The following is a 22970-nucleotide window of genomic DNA, read 5'->3' as shown; positions in this document are numbered from 1 at the left end:
TTACTCCGGGTAGGCCCCGGCGACGTTCTGATCGAAATCCACCAACGCGCCGGTCATCACGCCGGACGCGTCGGAAAGCAAGTAGCTGGCCAGCCCGGCCACATGGACGGGCTTGACCAGCATCCCCATCGGCTGCCGCGCCTCGGCCTCGGCAAGCCAGCCATCCCGCGCGCCATGGAAGCGGCGCTGCGTCTCGTCCTCTCCGGGCGTGTCCATCCAGCCGCAGTTGATCCCGTTCACCCGGATCCGATACTTCCGCAGCGCCTGGGCCGCGTTCTTGGTGATGTTGGCCAGCGCCGCCTTCGAGGCCGAATAGGGCGCGAGGTAAGACTGCCCGCAGTGCACCACCATCGACAGGATGTTCACCGCGCTTGCCGGATGCCCGCCGGCCACCGCCAGCTGCGCGAACCGCTGCAAGGCGAAGAACGGGCCTCGCGTGTTCACCGCGATATGCCTGTCGAAATCCGCGGGCGAGCAGTCGAGGATCGACCCCCTCTCGGTCGTCGCCGCCGCGTTGACCAGCGCCGTCACCCTCCCGAACCGTGCCGCTGCCGCATCGACCAGCGCCACCGCATCCTCGACCACGCCCATGTCGGCGCGCCGGAAATGGGCGTCGGCGCCCAGCCCCCGCAGACGATGCACCGCCGCCTCGCCCTCGGCCAGGCGTCGGCCGGCGACGACGAGACGGGTGCAGCCATCGGCCACCAGCGCCTCGGCAATCGCCAGACCGAGGCCCTGCGTGCCGCCCGCGATGACGGCGACGGTTTCCTTGTGGTCAGGCATAGGCCGCGTCCGATCCGCCCTTGACGCCGGTGATGTAGGACACGATGTCGTTCCCGTCCGTCTCGTCCCGGCGCAGCGAGGCGACGATCCGGCCGCGACGGAAGACGACGATCCGGTCCACCAGATCGAACACCTGCCGCAGGTTATGGCTGATCAGGATCATCGGGATGCCCCGGTCCTTCAGCCCGCGGATGATGTTTTCCACCTGCGCCGTCTCTTGCACCCCCAGCGCCGCCGTCGGCTCGTCCATGATGACCAGCTTGGACGCGAATGCCGCCGTCCGCGCGATGGCAACGCACTGGCGCTGGCCGCCTGACATGTTGCGGATCGGGTTGTCGACATTGGGGATCTTGACGGCCGTGGTCTTCAGCGCCTCCAGCGTCCGATCACGCATCGTCTTGCGGTCCAGCCAGGAAAACGGCCCGAGCCGCCACTTGAAGATCTCGCGTCCGAGAAACAGGTTCGACGGTACGTCCAGATCGTCCGCCAGCGCCAGCGTCTGGAACACCGTCTCGATTCCCGCTTCGCGCGCTTCGAGCGGTCCCGAGAAATGCACCGGCCGGCCGTCGAAGATGATCTCGCCCGCCGTGCGCTGCTCCACCGCCGTCACCTGGCGGACGAAGGTGGACTTGCCCGCGCCGTTGTCGCCGACGACAGCGACGTGTTCGCCCTCGTGCAGGATGAAGTTCGCATCCTCCAGCGCATGGACGCCACCGTAATGCTTTGTCAGGCCACGGGTTTCCAGAATGATCCTCGACATCGGCCTACCCCCTTGCCCGCTTGCGCTGCCGCCACTGGTCAAGCACCACTGCGCCGACGATGATCGCACCCTTGACCATCTCCTGATAGTAGGCGTCCAACTTGACCGAGGTGAAGCCGGAGATGATGACGGAAAAGATCGCCGCGCCGAGCACGGTGCCGATGATCGAGCCACGACCCCCGGCAAGGCTGACCCCGCCGATCACTGCCATGGCGATGGCGTCGAGTTCATACATCACCCCCATGCCCGCCTGGGCCGTGAGATTCTTCGAGGTCAGAAGGACGGCCGCAACCGCCGCCAGCAGCCCTGCAATCGCATAGACCAGCACCTTGTGCCGATCGACGTTGATCCCCGACATCCGGGCCGCGGCCTCGTTCGACCCGATGGCATAGCAGCGCTTGCCGTAGAGCGTGTAGGTCATGACGACGTGGAACAGCACCGCCAGCAGGACAAACACCACGGCGGGGTTCTGGCCCGGCCAGTGGATCAGGCCGAAGGTCAGACTACCCAGGAGGTCCCCGTTCGCAAGCTGGCCGTATTCGGCGGTGGGAAAGCTGACCGGCTGCCCGTTCGACCACCAGCGCGCCACGCCCCTTGCGCTGACCATCATGCCCAGCGTGGCGATAAAGGGCGGGATCTTCGTGTAGGCGACCAGAAGGCCGTTCACCAGACCGGCGACCAGGCCGCAGGCGAGACCCACCGCGATCGGCACGATCACCGGCAGGTCCATCGCCCAGTCGCCGAAGATCGCCTTCGGGTTCGGGTTGCCGTTGACCACGGCGGTCTGCGCGAAGCTCATCACGATCATCGCCGTCGCGCCCACGACGCTGCCCGACGACAGGTCGATCCCGCCGATGATGATGACCTGCGTCACCCCCAGCGCGATGATCCCGACGATCGCGACCTGCAGGATCATGATGTCCAGCCGCTGCTGGTTGAAGATCGCGTCCACATTGTCGCGCATGTTGAAGAGGAACGACCCCCCCTGCATGCGGTTCAGGATCTCGAAGATCAGGACGATCAGGACGAGCGCGCCGAAGACGTTCCATTCGGGCGCGCGCGTGCGCTTTGTCGGATCGTATTTCAGGCCGCCCAGGCCATGCGCTGTTTCTGCCACGTCACCCCTCCCCCAGAATTCAAGTATCTGGCCGATGTGAACCCATCAGCGCCAGAAAACGGGGCGACCGTCGCCGGCCGCCCCGCAGGTGCCCGGAAGGGGCTCAGTTCTTCGCCATGTAGTCGGCCATGTTCGCCGGGGTCACCAGCTCGAACGGGATGTAGACCTTCTGGTCCACCGCCTCGCCCTTGGCCAGCTTGACCGCCGCGTCGAGCGCGCCGCCCCCCTGGGCCGCGGCGTTCTGGAACACGGTGATGTCCAGTTCCCCGGCCTGCATCGAGGCCAGCGCGTCCTGGGTTGCATCGACGCCCGACACGATGACCGAGGCCATGTCGATCCCCGCCGCCTTCATCGCCTGGATCGCGCCCAGAGCCATCTCGTCGTTGTTGGCCAGCACGCCGTCAAAGGCCGTGCCGGTCGAGAGCCAGTTGGTCATCAGGTTCTGGGCCTCGTCGCGGCTCCAGTTCGCGGTCTGCTGGTCGATCACGTTGACCTTCACCGGGCAGAGGCCTTCGTTGATCACGTCGTAATAGTTCTGCGTGCGCTGCACGGCGGCCTGGTTGGAAAGCTGGCCCTGCAGAACGTAGACGCTGACCTCGTCCTTGCCGGCGGCCTTCCACTGGTTGCACTGCTCGATGAAGCCCTGGCGCGAGGACTCGGCTTCGTTCGAGGCGACGAAGGCCTGGTTGTCGGGCAAGCTGTCCACGTTGATCGGCTGGCGGTTCACATAGACCAAAGGCACGCCGGCGGCAGCGGCGGCATCCGACATCGCCTGCGTGGCCGAGGTATCGACCGGGTTCACGATGATCGCGTCCACGCCGCTCGCGATGAAGTTGTTGATCTGGTCCAGTTGCTTTGCGACGTCGTCCTGAGCGTCCTCGATCTGCACCGAAAGCCCGGCGGCATCGGCCTGGGCCTGGATGCCGTTGCGCAGAACGGTCAGGAAGTTGTCGTCGAACTTGGCCATCGACACACCGATCCCTTCCGCCATCGCGGTTGTGCCCATCAGAGCGGCGAAGCCTGCGGCAAGAAGCGTCTTTTTCATCTCTCTCTCCCTTGTTGGATGTCCGGCGGCATCCTGGATCGTGCCGGAAGGACCCGTTTCCTCCGGGGTCCGGAACTCAGGCAGCGCGGGCGGCAATGCCCTGGCGGATGACTTCGAAGGACTTCGCCAGCGCGGCACCGGGATCGGCGAGGGCGTGCACCTCTGGCGAGAACGCCTCGAAGCTGATCGGCCCGCTCCATCCCGCAGCCAGCAGCGCCGCGATCTGCTCCACGTTGCCCAGCCGGTCCTGCGGCGTGACCAGCACCCGGTGCGGGTCGCGCATGTCGGCGATGCCAACCTCCTGGTCCACCACGCCCGAGACATGCACGATCCCGGTATGTTCGGGGAACAGTGGACCGCCATGGGCCAGCGTGTGGTGGAAGGTGTCGTGCACCAGCTTGAAGCGGTCCCTGCCGCCGACCGCCTCGATCCCCTCGACCGCCTCGGACTTGAAGCGCAAGGCGCAGATCTCGAAGCCCAGGGGCTCGACCATGCCGACCAGCCCGTGATCCTCGAGCATCGGTTTCAGCGCCTTAAGCGCGACGCGCAAGGATGCCTGCCGCTCGCCGTTGCCCATGCCCAGGTTGTCGTTGCGCGGGATCAGGCTGACAGACTCGGCCCCGGCGGCGCGGGCGATCTTCATCAGTGCCAGCGCCTCGGCCTCCTTCTCGAAAGACCAGTCGTTGAACCGCTTGACCTCGGCCACCGCCAGCAGCCGAAGCCCGCTATCGCGAAGCAGCGCCCCGCCCTCGGCCGGGTCCATGCCGTCGAACAGCGGTTGCGGCAGGTCGTTCCTGACCTCGACACCGACACAGCCCAGCCGCTTCGCCAGCGCGACAAGATCGCGAAAGGACAGCCGCGCCACTGTCATGTGGTTCAACGCAAACTGCACCATCCCCGGCCTCCCCAACCGCGACGACCTTCCTGGCCGGACCTTCCCCGAGACTCTCCGGCCGCGTCAATCGGCAGAGGAACGATCCCATCATTCCTGACGAAGGTGGCTATAATAGTCTGAAAGTTTTTCGTCAGACGCTTTCAGGAAGGTAAAGGTCGGGAGGCAGGAAATGCTGACCCTGGACGGGCACCATGCCGTCCGTGACGGCTGCGGTTGCCAGCCGGATCAGATCGTCGCAAAGCCTTTGAAGCGGCGTTGCAATCACCATCGTGACGTGCCGCCCGATAAGGGCTGCCCGGCTTTCTGGCGTGAGCTCGTTGACGACCAGCGCCACCTCGCCCGGGGCCCGGGCCTCGCGAACCGCGGCGATGGCTCCCTCCATCCCGCCACCCGCACAGTAGATGCCACGGAGATCGGGGTGGCGGGAAAGCAGGTCCAGCGTCGCCTCGTAGGTCAGTTGCCGGGTTTCCAGGTTGATCAGGGTATCAAGAACCTGGAACTGAGGCGCGTGTTCCCGGAAGTAGCTGCGGACGCCGGTCTCGCGCAGTTCGTGACCGTGCCAGCGATAGCCGCCGACGAAGACCGCGATCTTGCCCGCGTGGTGCGAGGCAGTCGCGATCATGTGCGCCGCAATCCGCCCGACCTTCAAGTTGTTGAGGCCAAGATAGTTTTGCCGGACCCCCTGGCCGAAATCGTTGAGGAGCGCAAAGCAGGGGATGCCCTTGGCATTGAGCCGCATGACGGCTTCGGTCACTTCGGGATGTGTCACAGCGGTTGCGGCGACGGCATCGACGCGACCAACCATGCCCTCCATCAGTTCGGTGAAGTCCTTGGGCGATTGCGAGGCCGCAAAGGCGACCTGGATCGAAGCCCGGACGCCCGTCGCCCGGGTCACGGCCCTTTCGGCCTCGGCCTTGAAGGCCTGGTAGAAGGCCTGCCTTTCCTTGTGCAGCACCAGGCCCAACCGCAGGCGCGGCAGGTCGGCCTGCACCCTTTGTCCGATCAGCGGCGCGGCATGGTAGCCGATCAGGCGGGCGGCCTCGTAGACCTTGCGCGCGGTTTCCTCGCGAACCCTTTCGCGCCCGTTGAGGACGCGGTCCACCGTGGCGCTGGACACGCCCGCCTCGCGGGCGACGTCATGAATGGTGGGGCGATTTGCCATAGGGCTTGACGAAAATCTATCAGGGCTTTGCCGGACTATGATGGATCATGACGAAACCTGCAAGCCAGGCACTTGGCGATCGGACCCGGCCCGACCTATGCACGATGGCAGGAGGCGTTTCCGGCAGGAAGCGCAGGGAGACGGGGGTCACACATGGGCAAGCGCAACTACAGCCTGTTCGGTCCTGACGCCGCGCGCGCCGTGGAAAGCGGGCTGACGGCGGCCGAGTGGTATCACACCGAGGTACCACGCAAGGTGATGAAGGATCTGATGGCACGCAGCGACGCGCCGGCGATCCGCGACACCATCATCCTGTATGGCAGCATGATCCTGCTTGCCGGCATCGGCATCGCGCTCTGGCCGTCGTGGTGGTCGGCGCCGTTCTGGCTCGCTTACGGTGTGCTTTACGGTTCGGCCTCGGATTCGCGCTGGCACGAATGCGGGCACGGCACCGCCTTCCGCACGCCTTGGATGAACAACGTCGTCTACGAGATCGCCAGCTTCATGATCATGCGCAACTCGGCCACCTGGCGCTGGAGCCACGCCCGCCACCATTCCGAGACCTACTTCGTCGGCCGCGATCCCGAGATCGCCGTGATGCGCCCGCCGGAAGTCGCCAAGCTGGTCCTGAACTTCTTCGGCATCCTGGACGTGATCGCCTTCATCCCGCGCATCCTGAGGAACGCCGTTTCCGGCCCGACTCCGGAAGAGCGCACTTATGTGCCGCAAAGCGAATGGGGCAAGGTGCAGCGGGTCGCCATCGTCTACGTCGCAATCTATGCCGCGACGATCGGGCTTGCGGTCTGGATGGGCTCGATCCTGCCGCTTATGGTGATCGGCCTGCCCCGGATGTATGGCGCCTGGCACCACGTCATGACCGGGCTTCTCCAGCACGGCGGCCTGGCTGACAACGTGGTGGATCACCGGCTGAACAGCCGAACGGTCTACATGAACCCGATCAGCCGATTCATCTACTGGAACATGAATTACCATGTCGAACACCACATGTTCCCGATGGTGCCCTACCACGCGCTGCCCCGTCTGCACGAGATCATCAAGGACGACCTGCCGCCGCCCAACCGCTCGATTGCCGAGGCCTTCCGGGAAATGTGGCCGGCGATCCTGCGCCAGGTGCGGAACGAAGACTACTTCCTGAAGCGTGCACTGCCCCCCACGGCCAAGCCCTACCGCGAGGATTTCCATCAGTATGTGCCGGGCATGATGCGTCCGGCCGCCGCAGAATGAGGACGGATCATGCCCTGGATTGACGCCTGTTCGACCGACGACATCGACGCCGAGGACCTGATCCGCTGGGATCACGCCGGCCAGACCTTCGCCATCTATCATTCGCCGGAGGGCGAATTCTTCGCGACGGCCGGTCTTTGCACGCATGAGCAGGTCCATCTCTGCGACGGCCTGGTGATGGGCCATCTGATCGAGTGCCCCAAGCACAACGGCCAGTTCGACTATCGCACCGGAGAGGCTAAACGCGCCCCGGTCTGCGTGAACCTCAGGACCTTCCCGGTGAAGGTCGAGGGTGATCGCGTGTTTGTCGAGGTGGCGTGATGGCCCCGCCCACTGTCAGGGACCTGATGGATGCGCGTGGCACGCATCAGTTCGCCATGCTGCGGGTCGAGACGCTGGAGGAAGCCGAGGCCGCGACCCGGGCCGGGGTCGAGCTCTTGTCCGTGCCGCCTGCCATGGTGATGGACCGCCGTTTCCGCGAGGCTGCCCCGGACGCCTTCGCCTTTCCCGGTGACAACTTCTACGAAATTGGCGGGACGGATGATTTCCTGCGCTGGGCCTTCCCGCTCTACAAGCACGGCGCGGACGGGTTCTACTGCTCTGGTTCACTGGCGACCGTGCGCGCCATGGCCGATCATGGGTTGCCGGTTTGCGGTCATGTCGGCCTGATCCCCTCGAAACGCACCTGGACTGGCGGGTTCAAGGCAGTGGGAAAGACGCTGGAGACGGCGCAACTGGTCTGGGCCCAGTGCAGGGCGCTGGAAGAGGCTGGCGCCTTCGCGGCGGAAATCGAGGTCGTTCCACACTCGATCACGCGGCTCATTGCCGAGAGGAGCAAGCTCTTCCTCATTTCGATGGGCGCGGGGGCGGGCGGGCACGCGCAGTACCTTTTTGCCGACGACGTGCTGGGCCAGAACCGGGGCAAGGTCCCGCGCCACGCCAAGGTCTACGCGGATTTCGCCGCCGAATACGACCGGCTGCAAGCCATGCGGATCGAGGCCATGGGCCGCTTCGTCAGCGATGTCCACGAAGGCGACTACCCGGCCCCGCAGCATCTGGTGGACTGCGACCCGGACGTGGTGTCCGCCTTCGCCGACTGGCTGGATCGGAACGCCTAGGACGCGGCCAGCACCGCATCCGCCAGCCGCTGGGCCGAGGGGGTCATCTGGGCGCCGATCCGGGTCACCAGGCTGAACGGGGCCACGGCCAGGCCAAGGTCGATGGGCAGGGACACGAAGGGCACCGATGGATTGCCCGCGAAACTGTCAACGACCGGTGTTGCCAGGGGCGCAATGGCGTCGGTCTGGTTCAGAAGGGCGAGGGTGAACAGGAAGGAAGAGGTCGAGATCCGACGCTTCGGCAACGGCAGGTCCAGTTCGGTCAGCCGGCTGATCACGGTTTGCGTGAGCAGGGTTTCGTCGTCGCCCATCACCCAGTCGAACCCAAGCAGGTCATGCAGTGACAGGATCGGCCTGACCAGCAGCGGATGGCCGCGCCGGACCACCAGCGACAAGGGCTCTCCCGCCAGCACGCGCGCCTCGAGCTGCGTTTCCCCGGGTGACAGCCGCGCGAGCGCGAAGTCCAGCCGCCCCTCGCGCAGCAGATCGCACAGCGTGACCGAGGTCGCGACCGTCACCTCGGCCCGGAAGTCGGGAAGATCCGACTGCAACGCGATCAGGGTCGGCATGACCAGGCTGAGCGCGGGGCCCGTTACCGCGCCCACCCGGACCACGCCCGCCCTTCCGGTGGCAGCCTCGGCCATGTCGCGCGCGGCGTCGGCCAGTTCGATCTCGATCCGGGCCGCGCGCCGGGCGAGGGCCCGACCGACGGCGGTCAACCGCAACCCGCGCCCCTGACGTTCGTGCAGGGACAGGCCGAGCAGGGCCTCCATGTCGGCCAGCAACCGCGAGGCGGCCGGCTGGGCAATCCCGATCCGTGCGGCCGCCACCCCCAAGGCGCCGGCCTGATCCAGCTCTGCGAGCAGCCGCAATTGCACGGGTTTCAGCCGGCGCAGCTGGATCGAAAGGCCGGCCTCGGTTTGATTCATAACGAAATCATCATGTATCTCTTCATAAACCCTATTTGACAGATATGGGTCGTCCACGCAATCTGCGGCGCGTCCGTGAGCAAGGGCTGCAAAGGCACGCCCAAAGCGGATGCAAACGAAGAATCATCGGGAGGAAACAAGATGATCTTGACCCGCCGCGGCCTCATGGCCCTTGCCGGCACCACGGCCGCCCTGTCGGCGCTGCCTGCCTTCGCCCAGGACAAGGGCACCATCGGCATCGCGATGCCCACGAAATCCTCGTCGCGCTGGATCTCGGACGGCGAGTCGATGGTGAAGGCCTTCCAGGAGGCCGGCTACGCCACCGATCTGCAGTATGCCGAAGACGACATCCCGACGCAGCTGAACCAGATCGAGAACATGATCACCAGCGGAGTGAAGGCGCTGGTGATCGCGGCGATCGACGGCACCACGCTGTCGAACGCACTGGAGAACGCTGCCGCCCAGGGGATCAAGGTCATCGCCTATGACCGCCTGATCCGCGACAGCGCGAACGTTGACTATTACGCGACCTTCGACAACTTCAAGGTCGGTGTGCAGCAGGCCGAAAGCCTGGTGAAGGGCCTGAAGGAGCGTTTCCCGGATGTGAAGCCGTGGAACGTCGAACTGTTCGGCGGCAGCCCGGACGACAACAACGCCTTCTTCTTCTACAACGGCGCGATGTCGATCCTGCAGCCGATGATCGACGCGGGCGAGATCGTCATTCCCTCGGGCCAGATGGGCATGGACGTGGTCGGCACCCTGCGCTGGGATGGCGCCGTCGCCCAGGCGCGGATGGACAACCTTCTGACCTCGAACTACGGCGACAAGCAGCTGCACGGCGTGCTGTCACCCTACGACGGCCTGTCGATCGGCATCCTGTCGTCGGTCAAGGGCGTGGGCTACGGCTCGGGCGACCTGAAGATGCCGATCGTCACCGGCCAGGACGCCGAGATCCCGTCCGTCAAGTCGATGATCGCGGGCGAGCAGTATTCGACCATCTTCAAGGATACCCGCGAACTCGCCAAGGTCACCGTCAAGATGGTGGACGCGGTGCTTGCCGGCGGGGAGCCCGAGATCAACGACACCTCGACCTACGACAACGGCGTGAAGGTCGTGCCGTCCTACCTGCTGGAGCCGGTCTCGGTGGACATCTCGAACTACGAGGAAGTCCTGGTCGGTTCGGGCTACTATACCGCGGACCAGCTGAAGTAGGCTGAGCCGAAGGGCCCGCCTGCGCCGCTCCCGCGCAGGCGGGATCCCCTGGGGGAGGGATCATGACCACACTTCTTGAAATGCGGGAGATCACCAAGGTCTTCCCGGGCGTCAAGGCGCTTGATCGGGTCAGCCTGACGGTCGAGGCCGGGGAAATCCATGCCATCTGCGGCGAGAACGGCGCCGGAAAATCCACGCTGATGAAGGTGCTGTCGGGTGTCTATCCGCACGGTACCTACGAGGGCGAGATCGTCTATGATGGCCAGCCGCTGCATAACCGCGGGATCCGCGACAGCGAGCACAAGGGCATCATCATCATTCACCAGGAACTTGCGCTGATCCCGCTCCTGTCGATCGCCGAGAATCTGTTCCTGGGCAACGAGGTGGCGTCGAAGGGCGTCATCTCCTGGCCGATGGCGTTCAAGAAGACCGAAGACCTGTTGCGCCAGGTTGGCCTCAACGAGCCTCCGGGCGCTGTCGTCGGCAAGCTGGGCGTCGGCAAGCAGCAGCTGATCGAGATCGCCAAGGCCCTGTCGAAGAACGTGCGCCTCCTGATCCTGGACGAACCGACCGCTGCCCTTCAGGAGGCTGACGCCGACCGGCTTCTCGACCTGATGCTGGACCTGAAGGCACGCGGCGTGACCCAGATCATCATCAGCCACAAGCTGAACGAGATTTCCCGCGTGGCTGACCGGATCACCGTGATCCGCGACGGCACTTCGGTTTCCACCCTGACCAAGGACGAGATTTCCGAGGACCGCATCATCAAGGACATGGTCGGCCGCGACATGGCGCACCGCTACCCCGAGCGCGAAAGCCACCCCGGCGAGATGCTGTTCGAGGTCGAGAACTGGTCCTGCTGGCACCCCGAACAGGCGGGACGGCAGATGATCAAGGGCGTCTCTCTGAACGTCCGCAAGGGCGAGATCGTGGGCATTGCGGGGCTCATGGGCACCGGCCGTACCGAACTGGCCATGTCGATATTCGGGCGCAGCTACGGCAAGGGGCACCAGGGCACGGTGAAGATGCACGGAAAGCCCGTGGATGTCTCGACCGTGACCAAGGCGATCGAGGCGGGCATCTCTTACGTCACCGAGGACCGCAAGGCGCTGGGCCTGATCCTGGAAGAGCCGATCCTGAGGAACATCAGCCTGGCCAACCTGGTCGGCATCGCGAAGAACTCCATCCTCGACAAGCGGCGCGAGGCGCAAGTGGCCGAGACCTATCGCAAGCAGCTGGCGATCCGCACTCCCGGCGTGCAGCAGAAGGTGGTGAACCTCTCGGGCGGAAACCAGCAGAAGGTTGTCCTGTCGAAATGGCTATTCACCGACCCCGAGCTCTTGATCCTCGACGAGCCGACCCGAGGCATCGACGTCGGCGCGAAGTTCGAGATCTACACGATCATGAAGGATCTCGCCGACCAGGGCCGCGGCGTGCTGATGATTTCGTCCGAGATGCCCGAGCTTCTGGGCATGTGCGACCGGATCTATGTGATGAACGAGGGCCGGATCGTAGGCGAGCTGACGCGCGACGAGGCCAGTCAGGAAAAGATCATGGCGCTGATCGTGAAAGACAACGGCAAGACCACAGGGAAGGTGGCGTGAATGGCTGAAAAGCAAAGCTCCTTGGGCGGACATTTCCGCGAAAACGGCATGCTCCTGGCGCTGGTCGCCATCGTGGCGCTGTTTTCACTGCTGGTATCCATGCAGGGCAAGCCGATGTTCCTGCAGGCTCCGAACATCACCAACATCTTCCTGCAGAACGGCCACGTCATCATCCTGGCGCTGGGCATGCTACTCATCATCGTCTCGGGCCACATCGACTTGTCGGTGGGCTCGGTCGCGGCCTTTACCGGGGCGGTGGCAGCCTGGCTGACGGTCAAGCAGGGCCTGCCGGTCTGGGCGGTGATCCCGCTGACATTGCTGGTGGGCGGGCTGATCGGGGCGGCGCAGGGCTACTGGGTGGCCTACTGGCGCATCCCCAGCTTCATCGTCACGCTGGCAGGGATGCTGGTGTTCCGCGGCGCAACGCTGTGGCTTCTGGGCGGGCAGAACATCGGTCCGTTCCCGAAAGAGTTCCAGGCCATGTCCTCGGGCTTCATTCCCGACCTGACCGGGGTGATGAAGCCGCACGGGCTGACCCTGATCATCGCGGCGCTGGCCATCGCGATCGTGATCTGGATCGGCCTTCGCGCCCGCAAGCGCGATGCCGAATTCGGCATCACGCCCGAGCCCGGCGGCCTGTTCTGGGGCCGGACCCTGGTGATCGCAGCCGCCATGGCCTTCGTGGGCTGGCAGCTCGCCAGTTTCCGGGGCCTGCCGAACGTTCTGGTCGTGCTGACCGTCCTGATCGTGCTTTATGCCTTCTTCACCGAGAACACGGTTCAGGGCCGCCGCATCTATGCCGTGGGCGGCAACGAAAAGGCGGCCAAGCTGTCCGGAATAAACACCGAACGCCTGGTCTTTGCCTGTTTCGTCAACATGGGCGTGCTGGCGGCCCTGGCCGGCATGATGGTCACCGCGCGCCTGAACTCGGCCACCCCGAAAGCTGGAACAGGGTTCGAATTGGACGCCATCGCCGCCGTGTTCATTGGCGGGGCCTCGATGACCGGCGGATCTGGCAAGATCATCGGGGTGGTGATCGGGGCTCTGATCATGGGCGTGATGAACATGGGCATGTCGATCCTTGGCGTCGGCATCGACTACCAGCAGATGATCAAGGGGCTGGTGCTGCTCGCTGCCGTGATCTTCGACGTCTACAACAAGAACAAGTGAGATCGGTCATGCATCTGTCCACGGTCAAGGGGATCGGCGTGGTCGTCCGGCAGGGCGACGAGGCGCGCGTCCTGCGCAATACCGCCTCGGTCTACGAACTGGCGCAGGCGGCCATCAGGTCCGGGCAGGGGATCGCCGCCGAAATCGGCCGCCGGGGGCTGGGCGAGACAGTGGACCTGACCCGCGCCACCTTCGATCTGCCGGTCAGTCACCCGGACCCGGCGCATCTGCATCTGACCGGGACGGGGCTGACCCACCTTGGCTCGGCCTCCGCCCGGGACGCGATGCATGCCAAGCTGGAAGGCGCCGAGACCCTGACCGACAGCATGAAGATGTTCCGCATGGGACTGGAAGGCGGCCGCCCCGCCCCGGGCGAGGTCGGTGCGCAGCCCGAATGGTTCTACAAGGGCAACGGCTATGCCGCGGTCGCCCCTGGTGCGGCCCTCGAAGCCCCGGGCTTCGCCGAGGACGGTGGCGAGGAACCGGAAATCGCCGGGATCTACCTGATCGGCCCCGACGGCACTCCGCACCGGATCGGCTGGGCGCTGGGCAATGAATTCTCGGACCATGTCACAGAGCGGGTGAACTACCTCTGGCTTGCTCATTCCAAGCTGCGGGTGGCCTCCTTCGGCCCCGAAATCCTGGTGGGCGACCTGCCCCCCGATGTCCGCGGCCATTCCCGCATCCTGCGCGACGGCAAGACCCTCTGGGAGAAGCCTTTTCTGAGCGGCGAGGCCAACATGTCGCACACGTTGGCGAACCTTGAACACCACCACTTCAAGTATTCGATCTTCCGCCAGCCCGGCGACCTGCATGTCCACTACTTCGGCACCGCCACCCTGTCCTTTGCCGACGGCATCAAGACACAGGCCGGCGACATCTTCGAGATCGAGGTTGCCGACTTCGGTCAGCCGCTTCGCAACACCCTGACCTTCGCGCCGAAGTCTTCCGGCGCAACCCGTGTCCAAGCCCTGTAAGGAACCCGAGATGTCCAGCTTCAAACCCGCCCCCTGGCCGCGCAAGCTGCGGTCGCAGGAATGGTTCTCCGGCACCTCGAAGGATGCGATCTACCACCGCTCGTGGATGAAGAACCAGGGTCTCCCCGCCGACCTGTTCGACGGACGTCCGGTCATCGGCATCCTGAACACCTTCAGCGAGGCGAATCCCTGCAACGCGCACCTGAACGACCTGGCCGAGCGGGTGAAGCATGGGGTTTACGAGGCCGGCGGCTTCCCGATCATCGTGCCGGTGTTCTCGGTCTCTGAAAGCGCATTTCGTCCGACCGCGATGATGTTCCGCAACCTCGCCGCAATGGCGGTCGAGGAGACGATCCGTGGTCAGATGATGGACGGCGTCGTCTGCCTTGTCGGCTGCGACAAGACCACGCCGTCGTTGCTGATGGGTGCGGCCTCGGTCGATCTGCCCACCATCATGGTCTCCGGCGGGCCGATGCTGAACGGCTATTTCCGGGGGGAGCGCGTCGGCTCGGGCACGCATCTGTGGAAGTTCTCCGAGGCGGTGAAGGCGGGCGAGATGACCGCCGAGGAATTCGTCGAGGCCGAGGCCTCGATGTCCCGCTCGCCCGGATCGTGTAACACGATGGGCACGGCCTCCACCATGGCCTCCATGGCCGAAGCGCTGGGCATGACGCTGTCCGGCAACGCGGCGATCCCCGCGGTGGACAGCCGCCGTCGGGTCATGGCGCAGCTGACCGGGCGGCGCATCGTGCAGATGGTGAAGGACGACCTCCGGCCATCCCATATCCTGACCCGCGAGGCCTTCCAGAACGCGATCCGCACCAACGCCGCAATCGGCGGCTCGACCAACGCGGTGATCCACCTCCTGGCCATCGCCGGCCGCTGCGGCATCGACCTCACGCTCAACGACTGGGACGACTGGGGCCGCGACGTGCCGACCATCGTCAACCTGATGCCCTCGGGCAAATACCTGATGGAGGAGTTCTTCTATGCCGGCGGTCTGCCGGCGGTCATCAAGCGTCTGGGCGAGGCGGGGTTGCTGAACAAGGACGCATTGACGGTCAGTGGCGGGCCGATCTGGGACGAGGTCAAGGACGCCCGCATCCACAACGACGACGTGATCCTTCCGGCCGAAAAGGCGCTGACCCAGTCGGGCGGGATCGTGGTGGTCAAGGGCAACCTCGCCCCCGACGGCGCGGTCCTGAAGCCCTCGGCCGCCACCCCTGCCCTGATGAAGCACCGAGGCCGCGCGGTCGTCTTCGAGGACATCGACGACTACAAGGCGAAGATCGAGGACGAAAGCCTCGACATCGACGAGACCTGCGTGATGGTGCTGAAGAATTGCGGCCCGCGCGGCTATCCCGGCATGGCCGAGGTCGGCAACATGGGCCTGCCGCCCAAAGTGCTGCGCAAGGGAATAACCGACATGGTCCGCATCTCGGATGCGCGCATGTCCGGCACCGCCTACGGCACGGTCGTGCTGCACACTAGCCCCGAGGCTGCGCGCGGTGGCCCGCTGGCCGTGGTCCGCAACGGCGACATGATCGAACTGGATGTCGAGAACCGCCGCCTGCATCTGGACATTCCCGAGGCGGAGCTGAAGGCCCGTCTTGCCGCCTGGAAGCCGGCGGTGGAGCCTCCTGCCTCGGGCTATGCCAAGCTCTACCACGACCATGTGCAGGGCGCCGACAAGGGCGCCGACATGGACTTCCTGGTCGGGTGCCGCGGCAACGCCGTCGCGCGGGAGAGCCACTGATGGCCCGCTTGAAGGTCGCTCTGGTCGGCATCGGCAAGATCGCTCTGGACCAGCACGTTCCAGCGATCGCGGCCAGCCCCGACTGGAAACTTGCCGCAACCGTCAGCCGCAAGGGCAGCGTTCCCGGGGTGCCGGCCTTCACCGACTTCGCGGCCTTCCTCGCGGAACGCCCGGACGTGCCCGTGGTGTCGTTGTGTCTGCCCCCCGTCCCGCGCTTCGACTATGCCGAGGCCGCGCTTCTGGCCGGGAGGCATGTGATGCTGGAGAAGCCCCCCGGCGCCACCCTGGCCGAGGTGCATGAGCTTCAGGCTCTGGCACGCGACCGGGGCCTGACACTCTATGCCACCTGGCACAGCCGCATGGCCCATGCCGTCGCCCCGGCGAAGGCCTGGCTCGCCGACAAGGCGGTGCACGAGGCCCACATCACCTGGCGCGAGGACGTGCGCAAATGGCACCCCGGCCAGGACTGGGTGTTTGAGCCCGGCGGGATGGGCGTCTTCGACCCCGGCATCAACGCCCTTTCCATCCTGACCGAGATCCTGCCGCAGCCTGTCCACCTGACGAAGGCGCGGCTGGAGTTTCCGGCCAACCGTCAGACACCCATCGCGGCACAGCTGACCTTCACCGGCAATGTCACGGCCGATTTCGACTGGCGGCAAGAGGGTCCGCAGACCTGGGACATCAGCGTCCAGACCGACCGGGGCGAGCTTGCGTTGCGCATGGGCGGCAATGTTCTGGAAATCGACGGCAAACCGATGGCTGGGGAAAACTCGATCATGGGCGAATACCCGGCGCTTTATGCCCGAATGGCGGATCTGGTGCGCCGGGGCGAAAGCGAGGTGGACCTTGCCCCGATGGTCCATGTTGCCGATGCGCTGACCCTTGGCGAGCGGGTAACGACCGCCGCCTTCGACTTCTGAGGGAGGTTCCCATGCTGACAGGAAAGCACCTGATCGCGGGTGAATGGGTGGGTTCCGCCCAGTCGTTCCAGTCGTCGCCGGCCCACGGCCCGGCGCACAGCTTCGCAACCGGAACCCCCGCCCACGTCGAGGCGGCCTGCGAGGCGGCCGAGGCAGCGTTCGCCGACTACTCCGCCGTGTCCCGCGCGGGTCGTGCGGCCTTCCTGAACCGGATCGCCGACGAGATCGAGGCCCGGGGCGCCCAGATCACCGAGATCGGCACTCAGGAGACCGGCTTGCCCGCCGCACGGCTGGAGGGCGAGCGGGGCCGGACCACGATGCAGTTGCGGCTGTTTGCCAGCCATATCCTGAAGGACGACTGGCTGGACCGGCGCCACGATCCGGCGCTGCCCGACCGGCAGCCGCTGCCGCGCCCCGATCTGAAACTGATCCAGCGGCCCATCGGCCCGGTTGCGGTATTCGGGGCCTCGAACTTCCCGCTCGCCTTTTCGGTGGCGGGCGGCGACACGGCCTCGGCGCTGGCGGCCGGCTGCCCGGTGGTGGTAAAGGGCCATTCCGCCCATCCGGGAACCGGAGAGATCGTCGCCCAGGCCATCCTTGCCGCCATTCAGGCCTGTGACATGCCGCGCGGCACCTTCAGCCTGGTGCAGGGTGGCAAGCGCGATGTCGGCGAGGCGCTGGTGCAGCATCCCTTCATCAAGGCGGTCGGCTTCACCGGATCGCTTGCCGGAGGCCGGGCGCTGTTCAACCTGTGCGCCGCGCGGCCGGAGCCGATCCCCTTCTTCGGCGAGTTGGTGTCGGTCAATCCGATGTTCCTGTTGCCCGCTGCCCTTGCCGCGCGCGGCGAGGCGATCGCGAAGGGCTGGGCCGGCTCGCTGACGCTTGGCGCCGGGCAGTTCTGCACCAATCCCGGCATCGCCGTGGTGATCGACGGTGCCGAGGCCGATGCCTTCGTGGCAGCAGCGAAGGAGGCCGTGGGCGCCGTCGGCCCGCAGACCATGCTGACCGATGGCATTGCCGAGGCCTTCCGGGCAGGCCGCGACCGCGTGGCCGCCGGCACCGGGGTGCGTGCCGTGCTGACCACGATGTGCGACCTGCGCAATGCCACACCCTATCTCTTCGAGGTTTCCGGCGCGGACTGGCTGGCCGACCACATGCTGGCCGAAGAGGTCTTCGGGCCGCTCGGACTGATCGTCCGGGTGCGTCATGCCGCCGAGATGCAGGCCGTCGCGCGGAGTCTGCAAGGGCAACTGACCTGCACGCTGCACCTCGACGATGCGGACATGGACCTTGCGCACAGCCTGATGCCGGTGCTCGAGCGGAAGGCCGGACGGATTCTTGCCAATGGCTTTCCGACCGGGGTCGAGGTCGTGGATGCGCAGGTCCACGGTGGCCCCTACCCGGCCAGCACCAATTTCGGCGCGACCTCGGTCGGCACCCTGTCGATCCGGCGCTGGCTGCGGCCCGTCGCCTACCAGAACATGCCGGATGCGCTGTTGCCGCAGGATTGGGCGCACTAGCAATGTCCAGCATCACCAGCGCCGGGCAGATCGACGGCCAGGACGTCCGGCGCATCAGTCTGACGGGCTCCCACGGGCTGAAGGCCGACATCCTGACCTATGGCGCACGCCTCGTGGCGCTTTGGGTGCCGGATCGCAGGGGCGTGCTGGCGGATGTGGTCCTGGGGTTCGATGTCCTGTCGGACTGGCGGGACCGTGGCGGTTATCTCGGGGCGACCTGCGGGAGATACTCGAACCGGATCGCGGGCGGTCGGTTCATCCTGGACGGGCGTCCGGTCCAGTTGGACCGCAACGAGGGCGACCAGCACCTGCACGGCGGTCGTTCGGGACTGGACACGAAGCACTGGCGGATCGAGGACGTTTCCGACAGCCATGCCGTTCTGACCGTGACCTCACCTGCGGGTGAAATGGGCTATCCCGGCGCTCTGGACGCGAAGGTGACCTACCGGGTCGAGGGATTGCATCTGGTCATCACCATGGAGGCCGCGACCGATGCCCCGACCATGGTGAACCTGGTCAATCATGCCTACTTCAACCTGGCCGGTCAGGGTTCCGGCGATGTGCTGGGGCAGGAATTGCAGATCGAGGCCGCGCACTACCTGCCGGTGGATGATCATCTGATCCCTACCGGAGAAGTCCGCGCGGTCGCGGATACTCCGTTCGATTTCCGCCGCCTGCGCAAGGTGGGGGACCGGATGCCCGGACCCGGTGGCTTTGACCACAATTTCTGCCTTTCCGCCGCCACCGATGCGACGGGCCTGCGTCCCTGCCTAAGAGCCCTTGATCCGGTCTCGGGCCGCCAGATGCGGCTGGACACGACCGAACCGGGCCTCCAGCTTTACACGGGAGCGCATTTCGATGGCACGCCCGGCAAGGCTGGCGCGCGCTATCCGCGCTTTGCCGGCTTTGCGGCGGAAACCCAGCGGTTCCCGAATTCGCCCAACATGCCGCAGTTTCCGCCGGCACGGCTGGATCCGGGCCAGACCTATCGTCACATCATGCGGTTCGACTTCACGCCCGCCGCATGAGGCCGGCTCGCCGCCCTGTCAGACCGACCTTGTCAGGCCGCCATCGACGCGCAGCGTCTGACCCGTGACATAGCTGCCGTCATCGGTCAGCAGGAACGCCGCCGCCTTGGCCTGCTCCTGCACGGTCCCGATGCGTTTCAGCGCCGCAAGCTCGCCATACCTTGCCACGTCGAGACTGTCGGTGAAGCCGGGCGCCAGGCAGTTCATCCGGATGTTGGACGGCCCATAGCGGTCGGAGTAGAGCTTGGTGAAGGTCGAGACGGCGGCCCGGTAGGTGCAGGAGGCCGGGAACCACAGCGAAGGTTCGTGACTGGCATAGGTGGTGATGTTGACGATGGATCCGCCCTTCTGCTGCTCCATGACCGGAGTGACCAGACGGGCCATTCGGATGACCGAGGCCAGGATCATGTCATGCGCGAGCATCCAGCCTTCGTCGGGGATGGACAGAAGGTCGCCCTTCGGCGGATGGCCGGTATGATTGAGGACAGAGTCGATCCGTCCATATGTGGACATCGCCAGATCGACCAGCGCCTTCAGATCCTCGGCGCTTTGCGCGACCCCACGCCGGGCCACTCCGCCCAGTTCGGCGGCCAGGGTCTCGCAGGAGTCGGACGGCGACATCAGCACCAGCGCGTATCCGCGCGCATGCATCTCGCGGGCGACAGCGGCGCCAATACCTCGCCCACCTCCGGTGACGATGCAAACCTTGCGGGTCATTGTGCGATCCTCAGTAACGGTTGATCCGGTAGGGATGGAGATCGATCGGAGGCCGCTTCCCCGTGATCAGGTCCCCCATCAGCCGAGCCGTGGTGGCGGCCAGAGTCAGTCCAAGATGCCCGTGTCCGGTGGCGTAGAAAAGGCCCTTCGTGCGGGCACTGGCCGACAGGATCGGAATCGTGTCCGGCAGGGCGGGACGGTGGCCCATCCATTCGCTGAAGTCCTCGCAGCGCAGATTCGGCAATGCCTCCTGCGCACGCCTGACCGTGACCTTTGACCGGCGGTAGTCGGGCGCGGCATCGAGACCGGCCATCTCTACCGTGCCGCCGACACGGATGCCGCCCGATGTGGGTGTCACCATGAAGGCCTTTGCGGGCCAGATGATCGAATGTCGCAGCCCGATGCCGGGCGCCATGATCTGCGTGTGATAGCCACGCTCGGTTTCCATCGGGATCGGCTCGCCCAGAGACTTTGCCAGCCTGCCGGAATGGGCCCCGGCGCAGATGACGACCTCGTCCGCGGGCAGATGGCGCCCGCCCCCCAGCGCCACCTCGCGCATCCGGTCGGACCGGTTGAAACCCACGACGTCGCCCCGTTCGATCCGTCCGCCAAGGCCGACGAACCGACTGGCCAGGGCCAGCACCAGACCGTAGGGATCCTTCATCGACCGGTTCTGCGGAAAGAGGACCGCCATGCCGACCTTGTCCGAAAGCGCCGGCTCCAGCGGGCGGATCGCCTGGCGACCGATGACCTCGTGCGGGAAACCGAACCGTTCAAGCAGTTCGATGTGGTCGCGGTCGGTCCTGAACTCAGCCTCATCAGCGTAAAGCGACAGGCACCCCTCGTCGCTGATCTGGTCGGACAGGCCGGTGTCGCGCAGCAGGTCGAGCGTGTCGTCCAGAGCGCGACCACAGAGCGCGGCGCCCTGTGCTTCCAGCTCGCGCAGCCTGGAGGGACGCGACGCGGCAAGAAAGCGCAGGAACCAGGGCGCAAGCCTTGGCATGTAGGATGGTCGAACCCGGACCGGGCCCTCGGGGTCCAGCATCCAGCCCGGGATCTGTTTCCAGACAGAGGGGCGGGAGGCCGGCATGAACTCGGTCACCGCAATCGAGGCCATGTTGCCGAAAGAGGCGCCCCGTCCCGGTGCGTCGCGGTCGACCAGCACAACCTGCCGACCGCGCCGCTGAAGGTCATGCGCGATGGCGGTGCCGATGATTCCGGCGCCGACAACGACGGTCGCCATGACCTAGGCCCAGGCCAGGATCGGCTGCATGGCGGCGGCGAATTCGGCCTTTTCGGCGTCGGTCAGCGGACCGAACGGCATGCGGCAGTCGCCGACCGGGTTGCCCTGAAGCTCGCAGCCGTATTTCAGCTTCTGCACGAACTTGCCGGATTCCAGCACGTTCATCGCCGGCCAGACCACCTGCATGATCTCCTTGGCGCGCGCATGGTCGCCCCTGCGGAACGCCGCGTCCATTTCGCAGACGGGTCTTGCCATGCAGTTGGCCGGCCCGCAGATCCAGGCATCGGCACCCCACTGCATGAAATCCCAGGCGATGTCGTCCGATCCCGACACCAGCTGGATACGGCCCGCATAGCGCGTCGAGATGCCGATGGCCCGCTGCAGGACGCCCGAGCTTTCCTTGATCGCGATGATCCGGGGATTGTCGGCCAGCGCATCCAGCGCCTCGTAGCCGATCTCGACTCCGTCCTTGCCGGGGTAGGAATACAGAACGATGTCCATGTCGGTGGCCGAGGCCACGGTCTCGAAGTGGTGGATGATCTCGGCCTGGGTCGGCCTGGTGTAGAAGGGCACGGCCAGAAGGACGGCATGATAACCGAGTTCCCTGGCGCGGCGCGTATTGGCGATCACCCCGGCGGTCGAGGGCGCATTGGTGCCGGCGATCAGCAGCTCGCCGGGGCGGGCCTGGTCCCGGACGAAGGTCAGCACGCTGTCGCGTTCGGCATCGGTCAGCAGATTGTACTCGCCCGACGAGCCGCACGGCACCCAACCCGATACGCCGGCCGCGCGCAGGCTGTCGAGGTGCCGCCCAAAGGCAACGAAGTCGATGGCGCCGGTGCGGTCGAATGGCGTCACAAGCGCAGGCAGAACCCCCGAAAGCTTCAGCATGACTTTGTCCTTTCCGACCCCTGGTCGCCCAACGCGGCACTTCCAGCGCCTTTTATGACGACACCATGACGACACGTCAAATCGAAAATGGACTGTGTCGACTTGTTGGCCTGCGATGGTCTAAGCTGCCCCGCGCGTGGGTGCCGGGAGCCAAGACATGCGGAATGAGACGGAACCGAAGCGGGTCAAGGGCAGCGGAGTGCGCTTCGCCTACGAGACGTTGCGGGACGAAATCCTGTCGTTGCACCTGCAGCCGGGCGCGGTGCTGGACGAGACCTCGCTGGCCGAGCGGTTCTCGATGTCGCGCTCGCCTGTCCGCGAGGCGCTGATCCGCCTCGCGGGGGACGAGCTGGTCGTCACCCTGTCGAACCGCTCGACCGTGGTCGCGCCGATCGACGTGCAGAGCTTTCCGAAATATGTCGAGGCGCTGGACGTCGCCCAGCGGATGAACACCCGTCTGGCGGCCGAGCTGCGCACGGATATTGACCTCAAGACCATCGCCCGCCGCCAGAAGGAGTTCGTCGCGACGGTGCAGCGGGGCGATCACCTGGCCATGTCCGAAGCGAACAAGGCTTTCCACATGGCCATCGCCCACGCCGGCCGAAACCCCTATCTCGCGGCCTTCTATGAAAGGCTGCTGAACCAGGGGCGGCGCATGCTGCACCTGCACTTTGCCTATCTGGAGCAGGGCAACGAGGGTGTGCTTCTGACCGACGAGCATGACGAGATGCTGGCCGCGATCCGCGACCGGGATGTCGCCCGCGCCGATGCGCTTGCCCATGCCCATACGCGGCAGTTCCGCGACAACTTCATGAGCTACCTGTCGAAGAACTACCTGCAGAACGCGCCACTGGCATCGCTTGGGCCTGCGGCTTGACCAG

The 22970-nt window shown here is 65.7% G+C and carries 22 protein-coding genes; 12 read left to right on the top strand and 10 right to left on the bottom strand.

Annotated features, from left to right (window positions below):
• The 6 genes from FL625_RS03295 to FL625_RS03270 form a co-directional block, all read right to left on the bottom strand.
• A complete protein-coding gene (locus FL625_RS03295) occupies positions 1-783 on the bottom strand; it encodes an SDR family oxidoreductase (protein WP_149587214.1) in 783 nt (260 codons plus the stop codon).
• Positions 776-1543 carry an ATP-binding cassette domain-containing protein gene (locus FL625_RS03290; RefSeq protein ID WP_149587213.1) on the bottom strand — a complete coding sequence of 256 codons (768 nt, stop codon included), beginning with the start codon at positions 1541-1543 and terminating at the stop codon, positions 776-778. The genes FL625_RS03295 and FL625_RS03290 overlap by 8 nt, the downstream gene beginning before the upstream one ends.
• 4 nt (positions 1544-1547) lie before the next feature.
• Positions 1548-2660 carry an ABC transporter permease gene (locus FL625_RS03285; RefSeq protein WP_149587212.1) on the bottom strand — a complete coding sequence of 371 codons (1113 nt, stop codon included), beginning with the start codon at positions 2658-2660 and terminating at the stop codon, positions 1548-1550.
• A gap of 103 nt (positions 2661-2763) precedes the next feature.
• Positions 2764-3705: a substrate-binding domain-containing protein gene (locus FL625_RS03280; RefSeq protein ID WP_149587211.1), complete on the bottom strand. Its 942-nt coding sequence runs from the start codon at positions 3703-3705 to the stop codon at positions 2764-2766.
• A gap of 76 nt (positions 3706-3781) precedes the next feature.
• Positions 3782-4600 (bottom strand): TIM barrel protein, encoded by an 819-nt coding sequence (locus FL625_RS03275; RefSeq protein ID WP_200833868.1) that lies wholly within the window; start codon positions 4598-4600, stop codon positions 3782-3784.
• Positions 4601-4730: 130 nt separating this feature from the next.
• Complete coding sequence (locus FL625_RS03270) at positions 4731-5762, bottom strand: LacI family DNA-binding transcriptional regulator (protein ID WP_149587210.1); 1032 nt, start codon at positions 5760-5762, stop codon at positions 4731-4733.
• Positions 5763-5915: 153 nt separating this feature from the next.
• Here FL625_RS03270 and FL625_RS03265 point away from each other — a divergent pair, with 153 nt between their 5' ends.
• The 3 genes from FL625_RS03265 to FL625_RS03255 are packed head-to-tail and all read left to right on the top strand — an operon-like array spanning position 5916 to position 8125.
• Positions 5916-7007 (top strand): fatty acid desaturase family protein, encoded by a 1092-nt coding sequence (locus tag FL625_RS03265; protein ID WP_149587209.1) that lies wholly within the window; start codon positions 5916-5918, stop codon positions 7005-7007.
• 9 nt (positions 7008-7016) lie between these two features.
• Positions 7017-7328 carry a MocE family 2Fe-2S type ferredoxin gene (locus tag FL625_RS03260; protein ID WP_149587208.1) on the top strand — a complete coding sequence of 104 codons (312 nt, stop codon included), beginning with the start codon at positions 7017-7019 and terminating at the stop codon, positions 7326-7328.
• Positions 7328-8125 carry a 3-methyl-2-oxobutanoate hydroxymethyltransferase gene (locus tag FL625_RS03255; protein WP_149587207.1) on the top strand — a complete coding sequence of 266 codons (798 nt, stop codon included), beginning with the start codon at positions 7328-7330 and terminating at the stop codon, positions 8123-8125. The genes FL625_RS03260 and FL625_RS03255 overlap by 1 nt, the downstream gene beginning before the upstream one ends.
• On the opposite strand, the gene FL625_RS03250 is transcribed toward FL625_RS03255, so the two are convergent.
• Positions 8122-9054: a LysR family transcriptional regulator gene (locus FL625_RS03250; RefSeq protein ID WP_149587206.1), complete on the bottom strand. Its 933-nt coding sequence runs from the start codon at positions 9052-9054 to the stop codon at positions 8122-8124. The two genes, FL625_RS03255 and FL625_RS03250, sit on opposite strands and share 4 nt — an antisense overlap.
• Positions 9055-9219: 165 nt before the next feature.
• On the opposite strand from FL625_RS03250, the gene chvE reads away from it, so the two are divergent.
• From chvE to FL625_RS03210, 8 genes are all read left to right on the top strand, one after another.
• Positions 9220-10266, top strand: a complete 1047-nt coding sequence (gene chvE / locus FL625_RS03245) for a multiple monosaccharide ABC transporter substrate-binding protein (RefSeq protein WP_235019325.1) — start codon at positions 9220-9222, stop codon at positions 10264-10266.
• 62 nt (positions 10267-10328) lie between these two features.
• On the top strand, positions 10329-11870 hold the full coding sequence (mmsA, locus tag FL625_RS03240) for a multiple monosaccharide ABC transporter ATP-binding protein (protein WP_149587204.1): 1542 nt from the start codon (positions 10329-10331) through the stop codon (positions 11868-11870).
• The gene (mmsB, locus tag FL625_RS03235; protein ID WP_149587203.1) at positions 11871-13040 is read left to right on the top strand and encodes a multiple monosaccharide ABC transporter permease; all 1170 of its coding nucleotides are present in this window, start codon (positions 11871-11873) and stop codon (positions 13038-13040) included. It abuts the gene before it with no gap.
• A gap of 8 nt (positions 13041-13048) precedes the next feature.
• Positions 13049-14017 (top strand): AraD1 family protein, encoded by a 969-nt coding sequence (araD1, locus tag FL625_RS03230; RefSeq protein WP_149587202.1) that lies wholly within the window; start codon positions 13049-13051, stop codon positions 14015-14017.
• Between the two features lie 10 nt (positions 14018-14027).
• A complete protein-coding gene (gene araD, locus FL625_RS03225) occupies positions 14028-15773 on the top strand; it encodes an L-arabinonate dehydratase (RefSeq protein ID WP_149587201.1) in 1746 nt (581 codons plus the stop codon).
• Positions 15773-16693, top strand: coding sequence for a Gfo/Idh/MocA family protein (locus FL625_RS03220; protein ID WP_149587200.1), 921 nt, complete (start codon positions 15773-15775; stop codon positions 16691-16693). The genes araD and FL625_RS03220 overlap by 1 nt, the downstream gene beginning before the upstream one ends.
• Before the next feature lie 11 nt (positions 16694-16704).
• Positions 16705-18213 (top strand): aldehyde dehydrogenase (NADP(+)), encoded by a 1509-nt coding sequence (locus FL625_RS03215; protein ID WP_149587199.1) that lies wholly within the window; start codon positions 16705-16707, stop codon positions 18211-18213.
• A gap of 2 nt (positions 18214-18215) precedes the next feature.
• Positions 18216-19241, top strand: coding sequence for an aldose epimerase family protein (locus FL625_RS03210; RefSeq protein ID WP_149587198.1), 1026 nt, complete (start codon positions 18216-18218; stop codon positions 19239-19241).
• Between the two features lie 18 nt (positions 19242-19259).
• Here the strand turns inward: FL625_RS03210 and FL625_RS03205 are convergent, their stop codons facing one another.
• Genes FL625_RS03205 through FL625_RS03195 form a run of 3 tightly spaced genes read right to left on the bottom strand, consistent with a single transcriptional unit; the run spans position 19260 to position 22089 of the window.
• On the bottom strand, positions 19260-19958 hold the full coding sequence (locus FL625_RS03205; RefSeq protein ID WP_149587197.1) for an SDR family oxidoreductase: 699 nt from the start codon (positions 19956-19958) through the stop codon (positions 19260-19262).
• A 10-nt stretch (positions 19959-19968) separates the two neighbouring features.
• Positions 19969-21201, bottom strand: coding sequence for an NAD(P)/FAD-dependent oxidoreductase (locus FL625_RS03200; protein ID WP_149587196.1), 1233 nt, complete (start codon positions 21199-21201; stop codon positions 19969-19971).
• A 3-nt stretch (positions 21202-21204) separates the two neighbouring features.
• Positions 21205-22089: a dihydrodipicolinate synthase family protein gene (locus tag FL625_RS03195; RefSeq protein ID WP_200833867.1), complete on the bottom strand. Its 885-nt coding sequence runs from the start codon at positions 22087-22089 to the stop codon at positions 21205-21207.
• A 157-nt stretch (positions 22090-22246) separates the two neighbouring features.
• Here FL625_RS03195 and FL625_RS03190 point away from each other — a divergent pair, with 157 nt between their 5' ends.
• Positions 22247-22966 (top strand): GntR family transcriptional regulator, encoded by a 720-nt coding sequence (locus FL625_RS03190; RefSeq protein WP_149587195.1) that lies wholly within the window; start codon positions 22247-22249, stop codon positions 22964-22966.
• Positions 22967-22970: the final 4 nt, after the last annotated feature.

Origin of the sequence: Tabrizicola flagellatus (genome assembly GCF_008271465.1) — a bacterium.
In the GTDB taxonomy this organism is placed as follows: Bacteria; Pseudomonadota; Alphaproteobacteria; order Rhodobacterales; family Rhodobacteraceae; genus Tabrizicola; species Tabrizicola flagellata.
The sequence above is the reverse complement of the archived record's forward strand: the minus strand, read 5'-3'. Positions and strand labels throughout refer to the sequence as shown.

Bases quoted from the DNA above. Each gene is read 5' to 3' on its own strand.
- FL625_RS03295 (WP_149587214.1), bottom strand. From the start codon at position 783: ATGCCTGACCACAAGGAAACCGTCGCCGTCATCGCGGGCGGCACGCAG.
- FL625_RS03290 (WP_149587213.1), bottom strand. From the start codon at position 1,543: ATGTCGAGGATCATTCTGGAAACCCGTGGCCTGACAAAGCATTACGGT.
- FL625_RS03280 (WP_149587211.1), bottom strand. From the start codon at position 3,705: ATGAAAAAGACGCTTCTTGCCGCAGGCTTCGCCGCTCTGATGGGCACA.
- FL625_RS03275 (WP_200833868.1), bottom strand. From the start codon at position 4,600: ATGGTGCAGTTTGCGTTGAACCACATGACAGTGGCGCGGCTGTCCTTT.
- FL625_RS03270 (WP_149587210.1), bottom strand. From the start codon at position 5,762: ATGGCAAATCGCCCCACCATTCATGACGTCGCCCGCGAGGCGGGCGTG.
- FL625_RS03265 (WP_149587209.1), top strand. From the start codon at position 5,916: ATGGGCAAGCGCAACTACAGCCTGTTCGGTCCTGACGCCGCGCGCGCC.
- FL625_RS03260 (WP_149587208.1), top strand. From the start codon at position 7,017: ATGCCCTGGATTGACGCCTGTTCGACCGACGACATCGACGCCGAGGAC.
- FL625_RS03255 (WP_149587207.1), top strand. From the start codon at position 7,328: ATGGCCCCGCCCACTGTCAGGGACCTGATGGATGCGCGTGGCACGCAT.
- FL625_RS03250 (WP_149587206.1), bottom strand. From the start codon at position 9,054: ATGAATCAAACCGAGGCCGGCCTTTCGATCCAGCTGCGCCGGCTGAAA.
- chvE (WP_235019325.1), top strand. From the start codon at position 9,220: ATGGCCCTTGCCGGCACCACGGCCGCCCTGTCGGCGCTGCCTGCCTTC.
- mmsA (WP_149587204.1), top strand. From the start codon at position 10,329: ATGACCACACTTCTTGAAATGCGGGAGATCACCAAGGTCTTCCCGGGC.
- mmsB (WP_149587203.1), top strand. From the start codon at position 11,871: ATGGCTGAAAAGCAAAGCTCCTTGGGCGGACATTTCCGCGAAAACGGC.
- araD1 (WP_149587202.1), top strand. From the start codon at position 13,049: ATGCATCTGTCCACGGTCAAGGGGATCGGCGTGGTCGTCCGGCAGGGC.
- araD (WP_149587201.1), top strand. From the start codon at position 14,028: ATGTCCAGCTTCAAACCCGCCCCCTGGCCGCGCAAGCTGCGGTCGCAG.
- FL625_RS03220 (WP_149587200.1), top strand. From the start codon at position 15,773: ATGGCCCGCTTGAAGGTCGCTCTGGTCGGCATCGGCAAGATCGCTCTG.
- FL625_RS03215 (WP_149587199.1), top strand. From the start codon at position 16,705: ATGCTGACAGGAAAGCACCTGATCGCGGGTGAATGGGTGGGTTCCGCC.
- FL625_RS03210 (WP_149587198.1), top strand. From the start codon at position 18,216: ATGTCCAGCATCACCAGCGCCGGGCAGATCGACGGCCAGGACGTCCGG.
- FL625_RS03205 (WP_149587197.1), bottom strand. From the start codon at position 19,958: ATGACCCGCAAGGTTTGCATCGTCACCGGAGGTGGGCGAGGTATTGGC.
- FL625_RS03200 (WP_149587196.1), bottom strand. From the start codon at position 21,201: ATGGCGACCGTCGTTGTCGGCGCCGGAATCATCGGCACCGCCATCGCG.
- FL625_RS03195 (WP_200833867.1), bottom strand. From the start codon at position 22,089: ATGCTGAAGCTTTCGGGGGTTCTGCCTGCGCTTGTGACGCCATTCGAC.
- FL625_RS03190 (WP_149587195.1), top strand. From the start codon at position 22,247: ATGCGGAATGAGACGGAACCGAAGCGGGTCAAGGGCAGCGGAGTGCGC.